This is a genomic window from Streptomyces sp. SID8374 (assembly GCF_009865135.1).
Taxonomy (GTDB): Bacteria; Actinomycetota; Actinomycetes; order Streptomycetales; family Streptomycetaceae; genus Streptomyces.
Map to the genome: position 1 here is coordinate 2,437,756 of NZ_WWGH01000001.1, position 19,450 is coordinate 2,457,205.

Here is a 19,450-nt window from a genome sequence, read left to right on the forward strand (position 1 = left end):
GTGAGCGGAACCTCCGAAGGGCCCAGGGCCCCGGCCGGCACATCCCCGGAAGCCGTGGGCACGCCGGTCACGGAGCGTCATACGGCAGGCCCCGCCGGAGAACGGACGGCCGGACCCGCCGGAGCCGCCGAAGCCGCCGAAGCCGCCGGAGAACGTACGGCACACCGGGCGGCAGCACCGTACGGGGAAGCCGCTCTCCGGAGGGCGGCGGATGACGCCGCCACCGAGCTGCGCGACCACCGCGCCGCCTTCAACGCCGCGACCCTCCCCATGGCCGTCGTGGACGGCAGGGGACACGTCGTCCGGGCCAACGACGCCCTCGGCGGGCTCCTGGGCACGACGTCCCGGGCGCTGGACGGACGGCAGGCGTGCGAGCTGGTCGACCTGGCCTCCGACGACCGCACCTGGCACGCCTACCGCGAGGTGCTCCAGGGCCGCCGCTCCCGGTTCCGCTGCACCCGCCGCCTCAAACACCCCGACGGGCGCACCCTTTGGGCCGAGGTCACCGTCGTACCGATGACGGGCACATCGGCGGCCGAGCCCGCGCGGGTCCTGCTGACGGTGGCGGACATCAGCGACCGGCGCGAGCTCCAGGACCGGCTGCGCCACCTCCAGATGCACGACCCGGTGACCCGGCTGCCCAACCGGACGCTGTTCTTCGAGCGGCTCTCGGTGGCCCTGGAGATCCCGCCCTACCAGGACGACTCGATGCTCCCCCGGCACGGCCGGATCGGGCTCTGCTATCTGGACCTGGACGGCTTCAAGGCCATCAACGACACCCTCGGCCACCGGATCGGCGACCGGCTGCTGGCCGCCGTCGCCGGGCGGCTCACCGACTGCGCCGAGAACGACGCGAGCAGCAACCCGGGCGGCAGCAGGCTGGTGGCGCGGCTGGGCGGCGACGAGTTCGCGATCCTGGTGGAGGACTCCGGCGGTACGGAGGCGCTGACCGAGCTGGCCCGCTCGGTCCTGACCGCCCTCCAGCACCCCTTCGACCTGGCCGGGCACCGGCTCTCGGTCTCCGCCTCGATCGGGGTGGTGGAGCGCCCGGTCGCGGGCACCTCGCCCACCGGTCTGATGCAGGCCGCCGACACCACGCTGTACTGGGCGAAGGCCGACGGCCGGGCCCGCTGGACGCTCTTCGACCCCGAGCGCAACGCCCACCGCATGACCCGCCAGGCGCTCTCCTCCACGCTCCGGCCCGCCGTGGAGCGCGGCGAGTTCACCCTCGAATACCAGCCACTGGTCGGCATGGCGGACGGCGTGGTGCGCGGGGTGGAGGCGCTGGTGCGCTGGAACCACCCGCAGTTCGGCGTGCTCTCGCCGAATCGGTTCGTCGGGATCGCCGAGGAGGACGGCTCCATCGTCCAGCTCGGCCGGTGGATCCTGCGCACCGCGTGCCGCCAGGCGCGGCGCTGGCAGCTGGACCACCCGGACGAGCCCGCGCTCTTCATCAGCGTCAATGTCGCCGTACGCCAGGTCTGGGACTCCGACCTGGTGGCCGACGTGGCGCAGATCCTCAACGAGACGGGCCTGGCCCCGGGGCTGCTCCAGCTGGAGCTGACCGAGTCGGCGGTGATGGGATCCGGGGGCCGCCCGCTGCGAGCCCTTCAGGCGCTGAGCGACATGGGCGTACGGATCGCCATCGACGACTTCGGGACGGGGTACTCGAACCTCGCCTACCTCAGCCGGCTGCCCGTCTCCGTACTGAAGCTGGACGGGGCGTTCGTGAAGGGCTTCCGGTACGAGGACGGTACGCACCCCAGCCCCGCCGACGAGACGATCGTGGAGGCGATGGTGCAGCTGGCGCACCGCCTGGGCCTGACCGTCACCGCGGAGTGCGTGGAGACGGCCGGGCAGGCGGAGCGGCTGCGCCGGATCGGCTGCGACACGGGGCAGGGGTGGCTGTACTCGCGGGCCGTGGCGCCGGAGCTGATCGCGGCGCTGATCACGGCCCGGCCGACCCCGGGTTAGACCTCGTTCGGCAGCCCGTACGCGTCCGCGATCAGCTCGTAGCTGCGCAGCCGCGCGTCGCCGCCGTGGGCGTTGGCGGTGATCATCAGCTCGTCGGCGCCGGTGCGCTTGGCCAGGTCGTCAAGGCCGGAGCGGACCTCGTCGGGGGTGCCGTGGATGACGTTGGAGAGCCAGCCGTCGACGAACTCCCGCTCCATCGGGGAGAAGTCGTACGCCGCCGCCTCCTCCGGGCTCGGGATGAGCCCCGGCCGCCCGGTGCGCAGCCGGACCATCGACAGGGCGCCGGTCAGCACCTGGCGGCGTGCCTCGCGCTCGTCGTCGGCGGCCAGCGCGGAGACCCCGATCAGGGCGTACGGGGCGTCCAGCACGGCGGAGGGCCGGAAGGACTCCCGGTACAGGTCGAGGGCCGGGATCGTGTTCTGCGCCGAGAAGTGGTGCGCGAAGGCGAACGGCAGGCCGAGCGTGCCTGCCAGCCGGGCGCTGAAGCCGGAGGAGCCGAGCAGCCAGACGGGCGGCCGGTGCGCGGACTGCACCCCGCCGGGGGCGGTCGCCTGGACCGGGCCCGGTACGGCGTGGATGCGGGCGTACGGGTGCCCGTCGGGGAAGTCGTCGTCCAGGAACCGGATCAGCTCCATGAGCTGCTGCGGGAAGTCATCGGCCCCCTCGTTCAGCCGGTCGCTGCGGCGCAGGGCGGCGGCCGTGGCGCCGTCGGTGCCGGGGGCCCGGCCGAGGCCCAGGTCGACGCGGCCGGGGGCCATCGCCTCCAGGGTGCCGAACTGCTCGGCGATCACCAGCGGTGCGTGGTTGGGCAGCATGACACCGCCGGAGCCGAGCCGGATGCGGTCGGTGTGGGCGGCGATGTGCGCGAGGATCACGGCCGGGGAGGACGAGGCGACCCCGGGCATGGAGTGGTGCTCGGCGACCCAGTAGCGGTGGAAGCCTCGGCTCTCGGTGAGCCGGGCGATCTCGACGCCGGTGCGCAGGGCCTGGGTCGCGGTGCGCCCCTGGCCCACGGTCACCAGGTCGAGTACGGAGAGCGGTACGGGGGCGGTGCCTGCGGCCGTACCCCGGATTCCGTCGCCGTCCGTCCCGTCGCCCGTGTTCCCGCCTCGGATCTCGTCCACGTGTCGGCCCTCTCCCGGTGCTGCTCGTCCTGCGTATGCCTATGCGTATCGGAGGCGTACAACAGGAGGATGGCTCCGCTTATTCCGGGAGCTCTCCGGCAGGACCGTCAAGAGGGTGGCGCGCCTTACTCCCGTACCTCGATCCCCTTCGGCTCCACCGCACCCGGCACCGGTCGGCGGGCGGCGAAGAGGGTGCCGAGCGTCGGGGCCCAGATGCGGCGGTCGGTCAGCCGCAGGCCCTCCCAGACGGTCACCTGGTTCGCCGTGAGGACCGGCTTGCCGAGCGCCTCCTCCAGCTCCGGGATGTACGCGGCGGTGTGCAGGGCCGCGTCCGGGAGCAGCAGCACCTCGGCGTCCGGGTGGTCCGCGGCGAGCGCGAGCTCCTTGACCCGGTCCACCTCCCACGTGGCGATCTCTGCGGCCGACGCGGCACCGGCGCTCCCGGAGGCCACCGCCTCCACGCCGCCCGCCACCAGGAACTCGGCGAAGAGCGCGGTGATGTCCTCGGGCCATCCGGCGGCGACCGCGGCCCGGGAGGCGCCCAGCTCCCGTACGGCGTGGACGAAGCCGAAGGCGGTGCTGGAGGCGGGCAGGCCCGCGCTCCGGGCGAGGGTGGCGATCTGGTTGTGGGCGCCCGCCCAGCCGTACACGAAACTTCCGGCGGGGCTCGCCCAGACGAGTGCCTCCGCGCCCGCGAGCCGCAGCTCCTCGACGCCCTCGGCGAGCCGGTCCGGCGCGCCGGACTCCAGCAAGGAGCCGCGCCGGTAGGTGTCCTCGGCGGCTTCGGTGGAGAACAGCGGCAGCCTGATGTCGGTGTCGAGTGTGATCTCGATCCGTGGGAAGTCGTCCTCGGCGGCGTGGCCCGGGTAGAGAAGTCCTACGGTCGTCATGTTCACCCTTCTTCCTTCGCGTCGGGCGCGCATCGGGCGCGGAAGCCACGGGTGCCCCTGCCCCTGTCAAGTATTCCCCCGGCGGGGCGGCGGCGGAGGGTCGGCGGGAGGCGCCGCGGGCCGTGCCGAGGGGGGTCGCGGGCCGTGTTGACGGGGGTGGGAGCGGCTGCGAGCGTGGCGCGTGCGGAGATCATGGTTGGGCGTGCCCGTACAGCAACCTGCGACCTTGCGGAGTGATGAGCCACCCATGCCGGAACCCGTCGTTCTCGTCCTCGACGCCGCCCCGTCCCCGCGCCTGGGCCGGCTGACCGGCCGGGCCCGCGTCCTGCGCACCGACGCGGCGGGGCTGGCCGCCCGGCTGCCGGACGCCGATGTGCTGCTGGTGTGGGACTTCACCTCGGACGCGGTGCGCGAGGCGTGGCCGGGTCAGGGGTCCCGGCCAGGCTGGGTGCATGCGGCGAGCGCGGGGGTGGACCGGCTGCTCTGCCCGGAGCTGGCCGCCTCCGACACGGTCCTGACCAATGCTCGGGGCGTCTTCGAGCGGCCGATCGCGGAGTACGTGGCCGGGCTGGTGCTGGCCTTCGCCAAGGATCTGCCCACCACCCTCGCCCTCCAGCGGGAGCGGCGCTGGCACCACCGGGAGGGGCAGCAGGTGGCCGGTTCGCGGGCGGTGGTCGTCGGCGCGGGCCCGATCGGGCGGGAGATCACCCGGCTGCTGCACGGCCTGGGCGTCCAGGTGGCGCTGGTGGGCCGCACCGCCCGGCGCACCATCCACGGGATCGAGGACCTGGGCCCGCTGGCGGCGCGGGCGGACTGGGTGATCTCGGCGGTGCCGCTGACCCCGTCGACGTACGGGATGTTCGACAGCCGGTTCTTCGGGCTGCTCCAGCCCTCGGCGCGGTTCATCAACGTGGGGCGCGGGGCGAGCGTGGTGGAGGCGGACCTGGTCGACGCGCTGGAGCGGCGCTGGCTGGCGGGGGCGGCGCTGGATGTGTTCCGGGAGGAACCGCTGGGCGGGGAGAGCCCGTTGTGGGAGGTGCCGGGGCTGCTGGTCTCGCCGCATCTGAGCGGGGACACGGTGGGCTGGCGCGACCGGCTGGGCGAGCAGTTCGTGGCGATGTACGAACTGTGGGCGGACGGCAGCCCGTTGCCCAACGTGGTCGACAAGGAACGCGGTTACGTCCCGTCCACCGACAACTCCGAAGAGGCGTAAGGCACATAAGGGGCAGAAGGTTCCGGAGGCAGCTCACCGCAGCGAACCCGTCACCCTCCGCCCGTGCCAGGCCACGGGAAGGTCACCCTCCGGCCACCGTTCGATTACATGGACCGGCTTCCTGCATAGACGTACGGGATCGGGCAGGCGCTCACCCTGTCCGGACTGTTCGACCTCCAGGAGACCGCGAACCATGGCTGACTTTCCTCACCTTTCCCGCCGGGGCTTCCTCAATCGATCGGCGGCCGTGGGTGGCCTGCTGGTCGTACCCGGGCTCCTGACCGCCTGTAGCAAGACCGATTCGGGTGCCGCCACCGGCGAGGGCGCCCTCGACAAGCTCCGTAAGCAGGGCTTCGTGCGAGTGGCGTACGCCAACGAGGCGCCCTACGGGTACATGGAGGGCAAGGAGCTCAAGGGCGAGGCCCCGACCCTCCACCGGGAGATCTTCAAGGCGCTGGGTGTGGACGAGCTGAAGCCGACGCTCTCCGAGTGGGACGGGCTGATCCCCGGGCTCCAGGCCGGGAAGTACGACGTGGTCAGCGCGGGCATGGCGATCACCCCGGAGCGCTGCGGCAACGCGATCTTCTCCGAGCCGGAGTTCATCTCGCCGACCGCGCTGATGGTGAAGAAGGGCAACCCGAAGAAGGTCACCGACCTGGAGTCCGCAAAGGAGGCCGGGATCACGATCGGCGTCATGTCGGGTGCGGTGGAGGGCAGTTACGCCAAGGGCGCGGGCATCCCCGAGGGGAAGATCAAGACGTTGCAGAAGCCGCAGGACGGGGCGGACGCCGTCAAGGGCGGCCGGGTGGACGCCTTCCTGCTCACCGGCATCTCGCTGCGCTGGCTGGCGAAGACCAACCCGGACACCGAGGTGACCGAGGCGTTCGTGCCGCAGATCGACGGCAACGCGCAGTTCTCGCCGGGCGGTGCGGTGTTCCGCAAGGGCAACGAGGACCTGCGGGACTCCTTCAACCGCGAGCTGAAGAAGATCGTGTCGGACCACTCCCGCTATGTGGAGCTGCTGAAGGAGTACGGGTTCGGGGAGTCGGAGATCCCGCCCGCCGATCTGAAGACCGCGGATCTGTGCAAGGGCTGACGGGGCGGACGCACACGCATGAGTGACTTCTTCTCCCTCCTCGCCGAGGAGTTCCCCCAGGTCCGCTCGGGCCTGTGGGTGACGCTCCAGGCCACGGTCCTGGGCGCACTGATGGCCGGGGTGCTGGCCTTCGCGCTCGGTCTGATGGCGGGCAGCCGGCTGCTCCTGGCCCGTGGGGTCTCCCGGGTGGTGGTGGAGTTCTTCCGGGGGACCTCCCTCTACATCCAGCTGTTCTGGCTCTACTACGCGATGCCGCTGCTGACCGGCTACGAACTGGACCCGGTGGTTTGCGGGGTGGTTGCCTTCGGCCTCAACTACGGTGCGTACGGCGCCGAAGTGGTGCGCGGCGCGATCAACTCCGTACCGCGCGCACAGTACGAGGCGGCGATCGCGCTCAACCTGAGTCCGGCCAGGCGGCTTTGGAAGGTGATCCTGCCGCAGGCCTGGGTGCAGATGATCCCCTCCTTCACCAATCTGCTGATCCAGCTGCTGAAGTGCACCCCGCTGCTGTGGCTGATCTCGGCGGCCGACCTGATGACGGTGGTGCAGACGCTGCGCGACCGCACCGGTGAGACCCTCACCGCCTATCTGACCCTGCTGGCCGCCTACTTCGTGCTGGCCTACGCGCTGACGATGCTGATGAACCTGCTGGAGCGGAGCGCCAAGCGCCGGCTCGGCCTGGACACCGGCGCGAAGAGCCTGTTCAAGAGCCGCAGCGCGTCCACGGCCACCGTGGGAGGTACCCGATGAACGACGGCTTCGACTGGGACGCCGTCCGGGAGTCCCTGCCCCTCCTGCTTGAGGGGTTCAAGGTCACCCTGCTGGCCACCGTGCTCGGCACCCTGGTGGCGGCCGTGCTGGGACTGGCCGTCGCGGTGGCCGGACGCGCGCCCAGCAGGTTGGTGACGGTCCCGGTGCGGGCCGTCACCGAGTTCGTCCGCTCCACCCCGCTGCTGGTCCAACTGGTCGGCGCGGCCGCCCTGTTCAACACGGTGGAGCCGCTGTACATCGGCATCGCGGTGCTGGGCATCCACTACGCCGCGTACACCTCCGAGGTCTACCGGGCCGGGATCGACGGCGTACCGAAGGGCCAGTGGGAGGCCTGCCGCGCGCTGTCGCTGTCGCCCCGGCGCACCTGGCAGGCCGTGATCCTGCCGCAGGCGGTGCGCAATGTGCTGCCCGCCCTCGGGAACTACGCGATCTCGATGTTCAAGGAGACCCCGTTCCTCGCCGTGATCACGGTGCAGGAGATGGTCTTCGAGGCCCGGAAGTACGGGGCGGACCACTTCGCGTACACCGAGGTCTTCACCCTCGCCGGCCTGATCTTCCTGGTCGCGAGCTACCCCACGTCGCTGCTGATGAGAAAGCTGGAGAAGCGCCTTGGCCACTGAACCCCTCCCCTCGCAGAAGACGGCGTCCGCGGACCGGGGAGCGCCGGACACCGCCCCCGAGGACGCCGTTCCGTCGGCCGGGAGCACGGGCGAGCCGCTGGTCCGCTTCGACAAGGTGGTCAAGCGCTACGGCGACCATGTGGTCCTGGACCAGCTGGACTTCACCGTCGACCGTGGTGAGCACGTCACCCTGATCGGGCCCAGCGGCTCGGGCAAGACCACGATCCTGCGGCTGCTGATGACGCTGGAGAAGGTCAGCGACGGGGTGATCTGGGTCGACGGCTCCCCGCTCTCCCACGTCCGCGCCCCGGACGGAACGCTGAAGCCCGCGGGCGAGAAGCAGCTGCGGGAGTCCCGGAAGAAGATCGGGATGGTCTTCCAGCAGTTCAACCTCTTCCCCAACATGAAGGTGCTCCAGAACATCACCGAGGCGCCGATCAGCGTCCTGGGCAAGGAGCGCGAGGAGGCGGAGGCCCGGGCCCGGGAGCTGCTGGACCTGGTGGGGCTCTCCGGCAAGGTCGACGCGCACCCCTCCCAGCTCTCCGGCGGCCAGCAGCAGCGGGTGGCGATCGCCCGGGCGCTGGCGATGGAGCCGGAGATCCTGCTGCTGGACGAGGTGACCTCCGCCCTCGACCCGGAGCTGGTGGCGGGGGTGCTGGAGCTGCTCGGCGACATCGCCCGGAACACCGACATCACCATGCTCTGCGTGACCCACGAGATGAACTTCGCCCGGGACGTCTCGGAGAAGGTGCTGATGTTCGACGCGGGCCGGGTCGTGGAGGCCGGGACCCCGGAGAAAATCTTCTCCGATCCGTCGCACGAACGTACGCGCGAGTTCCTCAACGCGGTGCTGTGACCTCGCGGTTGGGTCATCGACCATGACTCTGGCATATGCCGTACGGGTGCGCCCCAGCTGACAGGGCCGGGGCGCCCCTGCTCGCTTGTCAACTGCCACCCCGAAAGCCGGATCCTGGGGCTATCGTGGGCCCGAAGCTTGCGGTCACAACCTTGTAGGGGGACACCGTGGCGTTGAAGCCCGAGCCGACCGCACCGTTCCCATCGGTGCAGTACGCCCTGCGCGTGCTCGAGTCGGTCTCCCAGCACGGCGACGGTGTGACCGATGCCCAGATCTCCCGGGAGACGGGGCTGCCCGCCGGCCACCTCGCGTCCCTGCTCCTGACGCTGCGCCGCGAGGGATATGTGGAGCAGGTCAGCGACGGCGCGTACGTCATAGGCGCCTCCCTGCTGCTCCTCGGCTCCGGCGCGGCCCGCCGCGAGGCCCTGGAGGGCCGCCTCCAGCACGCGCTGGACCAGCTGCGCGACTCGGTCGGCGCCGCCGTCTACCTCAGCCGGTACGTGGACGGCGAGGTCAGCGTCGTCCAGGTCGCCGACGGGCCGCTCACCCCGGCGGTCAACGAGTGGGTGGACTTCCGCTCCTCCGCGCACGCCAGCGCGGTCGGCAAATGCCTGCTCGGCCAGCTGGACCACGAGGCGCGGCGCGACCACCTCTCCCGGCACAGGATCGCCCGGCTCACCTCGCGGACGATCACCAGCGAGAAGGTCCTCCTCTCCAAGCTGGACGCCCAGCCCGCGACGGTCCCGGTGCTGGACCTCCAGGAGTACGCGGTGGGCACCGTCTGCGCGGCGGTCCCGCTGACGGCCGGGTCCACCGCCGGATGCCTCGCCCTGTCCCTGCCGATCGAGGACGCCCACCGGCTCCGCGAGGCGGCGGAGACCCTGAACCGGCGCGCGGCTCCGGTGCTGCTGTCGCTGGCGCTGTAGGGGCGGGGGCCGGAGCCCCGGCTGTAGGGCGGAGACCGGAGCGGACGCCCCCTGGAGGCTGTAGCGTCACCGTCATGCACCCACCGATACCGCTGCTGGAGCGGCTCCGGGAGTTCGACGCCGGTGTCGACGACTTCTACGCCTCCGGCTTCGAGCTGCTCCCGTCCGGCGAGGACGACGGCGGCTACCCCCAGCTCTCCGACCGTATCCGCCCCTTCGCGCAGGCGAACGGCTCCGGCTCCACGTACGCGATCTGGCTGCGGGACGACCGCGCCGACCTCGCGACGCTCCCGGTGCTTCTCCTGGGCGACGAGGGCGGCGTCCATGTCGTGGCCCGCGACCTGCCCGAGCTGCTGCGCGTCGTCGCCTCCGGCTGGTCCCCGATGTGCGGGTGGGACAGCCTCGACTACTACGACGAGCGCGAGGAGGACGAGGACTGGGACCCCTGCCCGGCGAACCCGGCGTTCCGCACCTGGCTGCGGGAGAGCCTCGGCCTCGACGCCGCCGAGGACCCCAACGAGATCGTCCGGGCCGCCGGGGACGAGCTGTGGGAGCCGTTCGCCGCCTGGATCGGCCCGCTGATCCCGGACGTGGTGAGCTCCCGCCGGAGCGCGTAGCGGCGGCCGGCAGGAGGGTGTCATCAGCACCCCTCGGGACCAGGTATTATTTTCGAGTCAGCAGGCGCCGTTAGCTCAGTTGGTTAGAGCAGCTGACTCTTAATCAGCGGGTCCGGGGTTCGAGTCCCTGACGGCGCACGACAGAGCTTGTGGGCGGTCTCCTTCGCGGAGGCCGCCCACAGTGCTGTTTCCGGCCCGGTTCAGCAGCCGCCCACCGCAACGGCGGCCCCGGCCCAGGGCCGCCGTGTCGAGCCACAGCGGAAATGCGCAGGCGCCCTGCGGGCTACCCGCGGCGGATCAGAACCTCACGTCCGAGCAGGCGTAGAACGCGTTGGTGGTGTCCGCGACGTTCCAGACGGCGAGGATGATGTGCTTGCCGGTCTTCTGGGTGGGGATCGTGCCCTGGTGGGTCAGCGTGGCCGGCGGCTGCTGGTTCCCGTAGGGCACGGTCATGAAGGGCTGCGATTCGAGCGCGGCCCGGGTCAGCGGCTTGGTGGAGTCCCAGCCGTTCTTGGTGATGTAGTAGCGGAAGTCGCTGGTGGAGTGGCGGGCGGTGAACTGCCAGCGGAAGCTGTAGCCCTGACCGCCGGTGACCTGGGTGGCGGGCCAGTTGCCGCCGCGCGGGTCGTCGAGTTGGGCGAACTGCCCGTTGCCGCCGGCACAGATCTTGCCGTCGGCGGGACCCGAGGCCGGGAAGCCCTTGGGGCCCTCGACGCTCTGCGGCTCCCACTGGATGTTGCCGCAGCCGGTGACCGTGCCGTTGGCGCAGAGTTTCTGGCGGCTGATGGGGGAGTCCGTGTAGCCGTGGCTGCTGGCACTGGTGGTCGCGAGCACCGAAACGCCCGCTATCGCCAGGCCGATGACGGCCGCGCTTGCCTTTTTCCGCATTGCTGTCGCTCCTCTAGAACGTGGGGGAGGTTCCATGAGCACTGCTCGACATGCTGCGCGCTTGGTGCTGGGTGGGGATCTGCGGTCTAGACCAAGTCTTAGATTATTGACGCCACATGAACATGTCCAGACCAATGAGCATCGGATTCCGGAGCCGCGAAAAGGGCCCGGAGTGATCTCTCCGAGCCCTTCCGCCGGCGGTCATCCGCTCAGGCGCCGTCGCCTCCACCGGTGCGGCCGGTGTAGAACGCGACCGTCAAGTCCTTGACCAGCGCTTTACGTTCGTAGTCGTCGAGGTCGACGATGCCGCGCGAGGTCAGCCGGTTGACGGTGTCGTCGACCGCGTCCACCACCGAAGTCAGCACGCTGTCCCGGTGCTTGGCGTCGATGGCGGCGATCCGCCGCCGTTGCATCGCCGCCGCGACCTCGGGGGCGTACTCGATCCCGGTCGGCTGCGCCGAGTACACCTCGACCCCGACCGGCTCGCAGTCCGCCTTCAGCATCCGGGTCAGCGCGTCGCCGACCGCCTCCGCGTTCCGGAGGGTGGGGGCGTCCTCGTGGAAGGCGTCGGCGGGCAGCTGCGAGAGGACCCGGGCCATGGCCGACTCGACCTGCGCGCTCAGATACGCCTCGTGGTCCTCGATCCCGAGGGCGGCGCGCACGGTGTCCTGGATCCGCCAGACCACCAGGACGACGACGCGCAGGGCGGTGCCGTTCGCGTCGACGGCGGGGAGCGGCTCGCTGCGCCAGTGCCGCAGGCGTACGTCGACGCGGCGGCGCAGCAGCAGGGGCGAGACCCAGACCAGGCCGGTGCGGCGGACGCTGCCCCGGTAGTCGCCGAAGAGCGTCAGCACCCAGGCGTACCCGACGCGGCCGCGGCCCAGGCCGCCGAGCGCGAGGACGATCACGGTGACCAGGAGGGCGAGGCCGGCCCAGACCCCGGCGCCGATGCCCTCGTACGGGCGGGGGGCCAAGCCCACGGCGCTCTGTGCGGCGGCGGGCAGAGCGCCCCGCCACCAGAGGAGAGCCAGTACGCCGAGGAGCCCGGCGGCCCCGGTGAGCAGGGCGGCGTACCCGGGGAGGGCGGGGCCGGGACGCTCGGCGAGGCGCGGATCGGCGAGGGGGGCGGGGCGGGTGGGGGGTGCGACGCGGGGGTGGGGCGAGCGGGGGCGGGGGGTGCGGTCGGCGGGGGTGGCGGTCTGGCCGGTGCCGGTGGCGGGGCGGGCCACGGTGGTGGGGAGGGCGGCGGGTTCCGGCTGCTCCGGCTCGTCACGGAAGAGCAGGTGTACGGGGATGGAGGCGGTGGACTCGTTGGCGATGACGGAGTGGCGGCGGGGGTGGGGCGGGGGCTGCGGGGCGGGTACGGAGAAGGTGGCGGAGGTGGCGCGGGCGCCGGGGGCCAGGTCGAGGACGAGGTCGAGTTGGGTGTCGGGCCCGGGGTCGGGGGCCGGGGTGGGGGCGCCCGTCTTGTCCCTGTCCGTCTGCGCGTCGGGGGCCGGGGCCGGACGGGGCCCCGCCTCTTCGCCGTACGACGGGAGCGGGGTCCACTCCGCCGAGGGTTCCGTCCTCAAACGCCGGACGGGCTGGAAAGGCGGCCCGTCGGGCTCGGGGCGGGAAGGGTTCTCGGGGCGCGCAGGGCCCTCCGGGGCCTCCCGTACGTCGGCCCTGAACTGATCCAGGTGAAGGCTCCGGCCCGGGTGGTCCAGGCGGATCGGCTTGATGGGGGGCTTGGGGGTGGGGGCGGGGTCGGGTTCCGGGGCAGCGGTCTCGCCTGCCGCCGGGGCCGGGGCCGAGGCCGCCGGGTACGGGGCCGCCGCCGAGGCCGGGTCCGAGGCTGCCGCCGGGTGCGGGTCCACCGCCGGGTCCGGGGCCGTCGCCAGGGCCGGGTACGGGCCCGCTGCCTGGTCCGGGCCGACCACCGAGTACGGGTCCGGGCCCGCCGAGTCCGGGCCCGCCGCCGGTTCCGTGGCCGCCGCCGGGTACGAGCCCACCGCCGAGTCCCGGTACGGGCCCGCCGCCGGGCCCGGATCGCCGAGAGCCTCAGAGCCTTCGGAGCCCTCGGATGCCTCAGAGGCCTCGGAGGCCCCCGGGGCCCCCGGGGCCCCCAGCAAATCCTCCCCTGCTGGCAGGCCCCCCACCGACGGCGCCTCCCCCCTCCTCTCCTCCCCTGTCGGGGGCTCGGTCTCCGGCGCCTCCTCCCTGGGCCGGAACAGAGGCGGCGGCGTGGGCAGCGTCGGCTGGTGCAGGGCCACGCCGTCCACCAGGGGCATCGGGGTCTCGCCGCCGGGGGTGCGGGTGTCGTGGTCAGTCAGGGGGTGGGGGTTCTGGTCTGGGGTCACCGGTTCCCGGTTCCTTTCCGTCATCCGTCGGGTCCGTCGGGTCCGTCGAGTCCGTCGGTTCCATCGCGTCCATCGGGTCCGTCAGGTCTTCACGCCCTCAGGCGAAGAGCCGGCGCCAGGTCTCCGGCCCCGGGTATCCGTCGGCCGCGCCGCCGCGCCAGCCCTGGGCGCGCTGGAACGCCTCGACGTTGCGGCGGTCCGCCTCGGTCCAGCGCGGGTCGGGGCCCGACACGTAGTGCTTGCCGTATCCCTTCTTCACCAACTGTCTGCCGAGCCGGTCGACATGGCTGTTGGACTGACCCGGCTGGAAATAGCCGCGCCCGGGGAAGGCCACCGAGGTGTTCGGGCTGCCGCCCGTGACCGCGGCCGGGATGTCACGGCCCGCTCCCGTGGTCAGCAGGCGCCAGGTGTCCGGGCCGGGCAGGCCGTCCGCCTCCTTGCCCTTCCACCCCTGGGCCTGCTGGAACGCCTGCGTGGCCCGCCGGTCGGCCTCGCCCCAGACGGGGCCCGGCCCGACCGCGTAGAACCGTTTTCCGCCACGCGCGACCAGCATCTCGCCGAGCCGGGTGACATGGGCGTTGTTCGCGCCGGGCCCGAACTGGCCGGCGCCGGGGAAGGCCGTGCTGGAGCCCGAGCCGGGCGAGCCGCCGCTGACGCCCTTGTAGCGGTAGGCGACGTAGCGGTCGGAGTTGCTCCAGTACGCCATGGGCGTCGACTGCTTCCGCGTCTGCGGGCGCGCCTGCTCGTAGGCGATGTAGTGGGTGCGCGTGTAGTCGGTCCAGCCGCCGAAGATGGTGACGTGGGAGCCCTTGGAGGGGTCGGCGGGGTTGTGGAAGAGGAGCATGTCGCCGGGCTGGAGGTCGGCGCGGGCGATCCGGGTCCCGTAGCTCGCCAGGCTGCCGGTCCATTCGTTGGTGCCGAGGTTCCAGGCCATCGACACATAGCCGGAGCAGTCCTGGCGGTACCCGTCCGACCAGTATTTCTCCATGCTGTACGGGACCTTCGCGTCGACCCACTTCTTGGCCCGGTTGATGATCTCGGCCCGGGTGGTCTTGCGCAGGACCGCGCTGTCGGAGGGCGGCCCGGAGGCGCCGGACCCCTTCAGCGGGCCCTTCTCGCCCTGCGGGGTGTCCGGCAGGGGCTCGGGGTCCTGGTCGGCGCGGGGAACACCGGCGCTGTGGCCGGCGGCGGCCGCGGCTCCGGCGGCCCCGCAGGAGAGGACCACCCCGGCGGCGGTGGCCAGGACCAGGGCCCGGCGGGCACCGTGCGCGGCGGGGTGGCCGCCGTACCGCACCGGGACCGCCCGCGCGGCGGTCCGCCGCTGCACGGCGCACCCCGCACAGGTGCAGTCGATGGCGGGCTCGTACTCCTCGAAGACCGGCACAGTCATGCGATTCCCCTCCGCACTCGTCACTCGTCAAGATCTTTGGGCGCAGCTGCGACGGGCGTCAGTGTCTCAACTCTCCCGACATAAGGCATTTTGACGGACCAATGGGAAAAAACGACCATCTGACAGGGCGTGGCGGCGGGTAAATGGTCCGGAGCACTCGCTGGAGTCGGGTAGAGTTCTCCAGGTCAGCAGGCGCCGTTAGCTCAGTTGGTTAGAGCAGCTGACTCTTAATCAGCGGGTCCGGGGTTCGAGTCCCTGACGGCGCACGCACCATCGAGGCCCCCTCACCGAGTGTGAGGGGGCCTTGATCATTCCCTGCTTGATGACCGGCGACACCGGCACGGCGTCAACACACAGCGACAGCAGAAGCGCGGAGCGTCACGGATCAACAGTGGGGCGGCTACCGGGCGCTCGTCACCACTTCGTCACGCCCCTGCCACAAGGGCTTCCCAAATCGTACGCATGGCTGACAAAGGGGCTTGTTCCGACCTTGCGAAGCCTTGTGCGGTCGGACAATCTATCTGGAAGCATTCAGCTCCAAGGGAGCCGCTCATCCGTACAGTTGGATGAGCAGAGCGTGATGTTCCGTTTGTGCGCCGCAGGGCGAGGTCGGGGCGGGGGTCCCGTCCGCCGACGGATGCCGAGGGGCATCGCGTGAACGGAATGCGCCTCTCCCTGTCCGCGCGGACCACGGTCCGTGCGGCGGGCATGCGCGGTGAGGGACGGGGAACCGCCGGGCACCGAGTGACCGACCAATCACGCACCAGCGTGCGTGCGGGGGGATGACCCATGACGTCGACGCCGCCAGGCGACCGGCAGGAGAACGACGCTTCCCGGACCACGCAGCTTCGGATACCCCCGCAGCTCCGGGCCGACGCACCGCGCCGGCAGGCCGGGAAGGAGCTGCCGCGCTACGACTACGAGCACTACAGTCGGCTGGCCGGTCCGCTGACGCAGCCGCCCGCGGGCGAACCGTACAAGGTGCGCTACCGCTCGCTGATATCCCAGGAGCCGCACCGCGTGCGCGCGGCGCTCCTGCTCGGTGCGGCTCCGCTCGTCTCGCTCGGCCTCTTCGTCTGGCTGGTCCAGCCCGGCCACTGGACGGACCGCGATCCGAACCTCGACGACGACCTGCTGCTGGTCCTCGACATCGTCATGCTGGTCTCGATCGGCCTGATCGAACTGTTCCGTACGCTGAACGTCCTCTCCAACGCGCATGCCACCCTCGTCGCCCGGGACCCGGTCCCGGTGGTGCCGGAGTCCGGCACCAAGGTCGCCTTCCTCACCTCCTTCGTCCCCGGCAAGGAACCGCTGGCCATGGTGACGAAGACCCTGGAGGCGGCCGTCCGCATCCGCCACCGCGGCCTGATGCACGTCTGGCTGCTGGACGAGGGCGACGACCCGGCGGTCAAGGAGGTCTGCGCCCGGCTCGGCGTCCACCACTTCTCCCGCAAGGGCGTGGCCCGCTGGAACCAGGCCAAGGGCCCGCACCGGGCGAAGACCAAGCACGGCAACTACAACGCCTGGCTGGACGCGCACGGCGGCGACTACGACTTCTTCGCCTCGGTCGACACCGACCACGTCCCGCTGCCGAACTATCTGGAGCGGATGCTCGGCTACTTCCGCGACCCGGACATCGGCTTCGTGATCGGCCCGCAGGTCTACGGCAACTACGACACGTTCGTCACCAAGGCCGCCGAGTCCCAGCAGTTCCTCTTCCACGCCTTGATCCAGCGCGCGGGCAACCGCTACGGCGCCCCCATGTTCGTCGGCACGAGCAACGCCGTACGCATCTCGGCGCTCAAGCAGATCGGCGGCCTGTACGACTCGATCACCGAGGACATGGCCACCGGCTTCGAGATCCACCGCCACCGCAACCCGGTGACCGGCAACAAGTGGCGCTCGGTCTACACCCCGGACGTGCTGGCCGTCGGCGAGGGGCCGACCGCGTGGACGGACTTCTTCACGCAGCAGCTGCGCTGGTCCCGGGGGACGTACGAGACGATCCTCAAGCAGTATTGGCGCGGCTTCGGCACCATGCCCGCGGGCAAGCTCTTCAACTACACGATGATGATCATCTTCTATCCGATGTCGGCCATGAACTGGATCCTCGCGGCCCTCAGCTGCGCCCTGTTCCTCGGCATGGGCGCCTCCGGCGTCCAGATCGACCCGGCGGTCTGGATGATGCTGTACGGGAACGCCTCCGCGCTCCAGATCGGCCTCTACATCTGGAACCGGCGCCACAACGTCTCGCCGCACGAGCCCGAGGGCTCCGGCGGACTGGCCGGGATGCTGATGTCGGCGCTCTCCGCGCCGATCTACGCGCGCTCGCTGATGGACGCGGCGCTGCGCCGCAAGAGCTCGTTCGTGGTGACGCCCAAGGGGGACTCCTCCAGCCCGGACACCCTCTTCGGCACCTTCCGTATCCACCTGTTCTTCGTCTTCGTCTTCGGCGCCTCGATGGTCTCGTCGTTCTTCTTCGGCAACAGCCATCCGGCCATGCTGACGTGGGCCTCGCTCGCCCTGCTGATCACGCTCGCGCCGATCGTCGGCTGGCACCACACGATCCGCTCGGAGAAGAAGAAGGGCCGGGGCCGGCGCCGGGCGGGCCCGTCCGGGCCGCGGCCGCCGGCCGGACCGCCGCAGGGTCCGGGAGAACCCAGCTCCGAACAGACCATGAAGATCGCCCTGAGGGGACACCAGTCATGACACGCCAATCGGGCCGGGGTGCCCGCCGTTCCGCCGGACCGGTCTCCCGCCGCTCGGGCGCCCGGGCCCGCCGCTCCGGTCTGCGGACGCGCCGGTTCGCGATCGGCACGGTCGCCGTGGTCGCCCTCGCGGGGGCGAACGGGCCGTGGCTCTACCGCTTCACCACCGAGCGCTACCACCACTACACGATCAACACGCAGTCCTACAAAGAGGCCAACGGCCACTGGGACTTCCTGGACATCCCCGCCGAGTTCCGCGTCAACGCCGTGCACGCGGCCCTGCTGCGCACCGGCAAGGTGCTGCTCGTCGCCGGTTCCGGCAACAACGAGAAGAACTTCGACGCGAAGAGCTTCCGGTCGATCCTGTGGGACCCGAAGACCAACGCCTTCAAGGACATCCACACCCCCAAGGACCTGTTCTGCGCCGGCCACACCCAGCTGCCCGGCGGCAACCTCCTCATAGCCGGCGGCACCAAGCGGTACGAGAAGCTCGGCGGCGATGTCACCAAGGCCGGCGGCCTGATGATCGTCCGCAACGAGAACCCCCGCAAGCCGATCACGCTGCCCGCCGGCACCCGGTTCACCGGCAAGGAGAGCGGCAAGACCTTCATCTCCCAGGACCCGCTGCTGGTGGAGAAGGCCACCAAGGTCTTCGACAAGAAGACCGGTGAGTACCAGCGCAACGAGGCGGGCGTCGGCCGCATCTACGTGGAGGCCGAGAAGTCCGGGCGGAAGTACGAGACCGGCACCGAGGACAACTACCGGATCTCGGGCCTGTCCACCGAGGACACCCGCAACGTCTACGGGATCGCGCAGAAGCTGGCACTGGACAAGAAGGACTTCCAGGGCATCAACGACGCCTACGAGTTCGACCCGGTGGCGGAGAAGTACATCCCCGTCGACCCGATGGACAAGGCCCGCTGGTACCCCACGCTCACCACGCTGAAGGACGGCAAGGTCATCGCCGTCTCCGGCCTGGACGACATCGGCCAGATCGACGTGGGCAAGGCCGAGATCTACGACCCGAAGAAGAAGTCGTGGGCGCCCAGCGGCATCGTCCGGAAGTTCGCCACCTACCCGGCGCTCTTCCTCCTCAACGACGGCAAGCTGTTCTACTCCGGCTCCAACTCCGGCTACGGCCTCCAGAGCGAGGGCCGCACCCCCGGCATCTGGGACCTGAAGACGAACGACTTCCAGGAGGTCCCCGGTCTCGTCGACGCGGACCAGATGGAGACCTCGGCGACCGTACGGCTGCCCCCGGCCCAGGACGAGCGGTTCATGGTGATCGGCGGCGGCGGGGTCGGCGAGTCGGACAAGTCCACCCCGAAGTCCCGGCTGGTCGACCTCCAGCAGAAGAACCCGAAGTTCACCGAGGGCGCCTCGCTGGACAAGGGCACCCGCTACCCCAGCGCCTCCCTGCTCCCCGACGACTCGCTGCTCGTGGCCGGTGGCGCGGGCGACTACCGGGGCCGGGGCGGCTCCGATGTGCTGGAGGCCCGGCTGTACGACGCGAAGAGCGACACGTACAAGCGGGTCGCCGACCCGGCGGTGGGCCGCAACTACCACTCGGGCTCCGTGCTGCTGCCGGACGGCCGGGTCATGATCTTCGGCTCCGACCCGCTCTACATGGACAAGATCAACACCCGGCCCGGCACCTTCGAGCAGCGCATCGAGATCTACACCCCGCCCTACCTCTACCGGGGCTCCCGGCCGGAGCTGACGGCCGGGCCCAAGAGCATCAAGCGCGGCGGGACCGGCATGTTCACCACCCAGCACGCCTCGAAGATCACCTCGGCGAAGCTGATGCGGCCCTCGGCGGTCACCCATGTCACCGACACCGACCAGCGGTCCATCGCGCTGGAGCTGGAGAAGTCGGCGGACGGGATCACGGTCACCGTGCCGAAGAACCGGGCGCTGGTGCCGTCGGGCTGGTACATGCTGTTCGTCACCGACGCGAAGGGCACCCCGTCCGAGGGGACGTGGGTGGAGGTGCCGTAGGCGTACGTACGTGAGAGCGGCGGGCCGCCTCCCCCGAGGC

At 71.2% G+C, this 19,450-nt stretch carries 15 protein-coding genes and 2 tRNA genes; 12 read left to right on the top strand and 5 right to left on the bottom strand.

All coding sequences use genetic code 11. The features are described from left to right. Complete coding sequence (locus GTY67_RS10750; protein WP_161278514.1) at positions 1-1,974, top strand: EAL domain-containing protein; 1,974 nt, start codon at positions 1-3, stop codon at positions 1,972-1,974. Here GTY67_RS10750 and GTY67_RS10755 read toward each other — a convergent pair. Beyond that, positions 1,971-3,098, bottom strand: a complete 1,128-nt coding sequence (locus tag GTY67_RS10755; protein WP_093688587.1) for an LLM class flavin-dependent oxidoreductase — start codon at positions 3,096-3,098, stop codon at positions 1,971-1,973. The genes GTY67_RS10750 and GTY67_RS10755 overlap by 4 nt on opposite strands. 125 nt (positions 3,099-3,223) lie before the next feature. Continuing rightward, positions 3,224-3,988, bottom strand: a complete 765-nt coding sequence (locus GTY67_RS10760) for a decarboxylase (protein ID WP_161278515.1) — start codon at positions 3,986-3,988, stop codon at positions 3,224-3,226. 247 nt (positions 3,989-4,235) lie between these two features. Between GTY67_RS10760 and GTY67_RS10765 the strand changes: the two genes are divergently transcribed. The 8 genes from GTY67_RS10765 to GTY67_RS10800 all read left to right on the top strand — a co-directional run bounded on the left by GTY67_RS10765 (position 4,236) and on the right by GTY67_RS10800 (position 10,225). Next, positions 4,236-5,201: a D-2-hydroxyacid dehydrogenase gene (locus GTY67_RS10765; protein ID WP_161278516.1), complete on the top strand. Its 966-nt coding sequence runs from the start codon at positions 4,236-4,238 to the stop codon at positions 5,199-5,201. A 193-nt stretch (positions 5,202-5,394) separates the two neighbouring features. Further along, on the top strand, positions 5,395-6,297 hold the full coding sequence (gene ehuB, locus GTY67_RS10770; RefSeq protein ID WP_161278517.1) for an ectoine/hydroxyectoine ABC transporter substrate-binding protein EhuB: 903 nt from the start codon (positions 5,395-5,397) through the stop codon (positions 6,295-6,297). Between the two features lie 18 nt (positions 6,298-6,315). Beyond that, positions 6,316-7,047 carry an ectoine/hydroxyectoine ABC transporter permease subunit EhuC gene (gene ehuC / locus GTY67_RS10775; RefSeq protein WP_093688595.1) on the top strand — a complete coding sequence of 244 codons (732 nt, stop codon included), beginning with the start codon at positions 6,316-6,318 and terminating at the stop codon, positions 7,045-7,047. Continuing rightward, positions 7,044-7,688, top strand: a complete 645-nt coding sequence (ehuD, locus tag GTY67_RS10780) for an ectoine/hydroxyectoine ABC transporter permease subunit EhuD (protein WP_093688597.1) — start codon at positions 7,044-7,046, stop codon at positions 7,686-7,688. Before ehuC ends, ehuD begins: the two co-directional genes overlap by 4 nt. After that, entirely contained in the window at positions 7,678-8,544 is an 867-nt protein-coding gene (ehuA, locus tag GTY67_RS10785) for an ectoine/hydroxyectoine ABC transporter ATP-binding protein EhuA (protein WP_093688599.1), read from the top strand. Before ehuD ends, ehuA begins: the two co-directional genes overlap by 11 nt. Positions 8,545-8,711: 167 nt before the next feature. After that, the gene (locus tag GTY67_RS10790) at positions 8,712-9,470 is read left to right on the top strand and encodes an IclR family transcriptional regulator C-terminal domain-containing protein (protein ID WP_093688601.1); all 759 of its coding nucleotides are present in this window, start codon (positions 8,712-8,714) and stop codon (positions 9,468-9,470) included. A 74-nt stretch (positions 9,471-9,544) separates the two neighbouring features. After that, positions 9,545-10,087 (top strand): hypothetical protein, encoded by a 543-nt coding sequence (locus GTY67_RS10795; protein ID WP_093688603.1) that lies wholly within the window; start codon positions 9,545-9,547, stop codon positions 10,085-10,087. 64 nt (positions 10,088-10,151) lie between these two features. Further along, a tRNA-Lys gene (locus GTY67_RS10800) sits at positions 10,152-10,225 on the top strand. A 159-nt stretch (positions 10,226-10,384) separates the two neighbouring features. On the opposite strand, the gene GTY67_RS10805 is transcribed toward GTY67_RS10800, so the two are convergent. The 3 genes from GTY67_RS10805 to GTY67_RS10815 form a co-directional block, all read right to left on the bottom strand. Then, the gene (locus GTY67_RS10805) at positions 10,385-10,975 is read right to left on the bottom strand and encodes a lytic polysaccharide monooxygenase auxiliary activity family 9 protein (RefSeq protein ID WP_093688605.1); all 591 of its coding nucleotides are present in this window, start codon (positions 10,973-10,975) and stop codon (positions 10,385-10,387) included. A 209-nt stretch (positions 10,976-11,184) separates the two neighbouring features. Continuing rightward, a complete protein-coding gene (locus GTY67_RS10810; protein WP_202461404.1) occupies positions 11,185-13,338 on the bottom strand; it encodes an SPFH domain-containing protein in 2,154 nt (717 codons plus the stop codon). Between the two features lie 73 nt (positions 13,339-13,411). Further along, positions 13,412-14,704 carry a peptidoglycan-binding protein gene (locus GTY67_RS10815; RefSeq protein ID WP_161278519.1) on the bottom strand — a complete coding sequence of 431 codons (1,293 nt, stop codon included), beginning with the start codon at positions 14,702-14,704 and terminating at the stop codon, positions 13,412-13,414. Between the two features lie 192 nt (positions 14,705-14,896). On the opposite strand from GTY67_RS10815, the gene GTY67_RS10820 reads away from it, so the two are divergent. The 3 genes from GTY67_RS10820 (at position 14,897) to GTY67_RS10830 (ending at position 19,410) form a co-directional block, all read left to right on the top strand. Further along, positions 14,897-14,970: transfer RNA gene (locus tag GTY67_RS10820), tRNA-Lys, on the top strand. 523 nt (positions 14,971-15,493) lie between these two features. After that, a complete protein-coding gene (locus tag GTY67_RS10825; RefSeq protein WP_093688609.1) occupies positions 15,494-17,413 on the top strand; it encodes a cellulose synthase catalytic subunit in 1,920 nt (639 codons plus the stop codon). After that, positions 17,410-19,410: a galactose oxidase early set domain-containing protein gene (locus GTY67_RS10830; protein WP_093688611.1), complete on the top strand. Its 2,001-nt coding sequence runs from the start codon at positions 17,410-17,412 to the stop codon at positions 19,408-19,410. The genes GTY67_RS10825 and GTY67_RS10830 overlap by 4 nt, the downstream gene beginning before the upstream one ends. Positions 19,411-19,450: the final 40 nt, after the last annotated feature.

Bases quoted from the DNA above. Each gene is read 5' to 3' on its own strand.
- GTY67_RS10760 (WP_161278515.1), bottom strand. From the start codon at position 3,988: ATGACGACCGTAGGACTTCTCTACCCGGGCCACGCCGCCGAGGACGAC.
- GTY67_RS10765 (WP_161278516.1), top strand. From the start codon at position 4,236: ATGCCGGAACCCGTCGTTCTCGTCCTCGACGCCGCCCCGTCCCCGCGC.
- ehuB (WP_161278517.1), top strand. From the start codon at position 5,395: ATGGCTGACTTTCCTCACCTTTCCCGCCGGGGCTTCCTCAATCGATCG.
- ehuC (WP_093688595.1), top strand. From the start codon at position 6,316: ATGAGTGACTTCTTCTCCCTCCTCGCCGAGGAGTTCCCCCAGGTCCGC.
- ehuD (WP_093688597.1), top strand. From the start codon at position 7,044: ATGAACGACGGCTTCGACTGGGACGCCGTCCGGGAGTCCCTGCCCCTC.
- GTY67_RS10795 (WP_093688603.1), top strand. From the start codon at position 9,545: ATGCACCCACCGATACCGCTGCTGGAGCGGCTCCGGGAGTTCGACGCC.
- GTY67_RS10805 (WP_093688605.1), bottom strand. From the start codon at position 10,975: ATGCGGAAAAAGGCAAGCGCGGCCGTCATCGGCCTGGCGATAGCGGGC.
- GTY67_RS10810 (WP_202461404.1), bottom strand. From the start codon at position 13,338: ATGACGGAAAGGAACCGGGAACCGGTGACCCCAGACCAGAACCCCCAC.
- GTY67_RS10815 (WP_161278519.1), bottom strand. From the start codon at position 14,704: ATGACTGTGCCGGTCTTCGAGGAGTACGAGCCCGCCATCGACTGCACC.
- GTY67_RS10825 (WP_093688609.1), top strand. From the start codon at position 15,494: ATGACGTCGACGCCGCCAGGCGACCGGCAGGAGAACGACGCTTCCCGG.
- GTY67_RS10830 (WP_093688611.1), top strand. From the start codon at position 17,410: ATGACACGCCAATCGGGCCGGGGTGCCCGCCGTTCCGCCGGACCGGTC.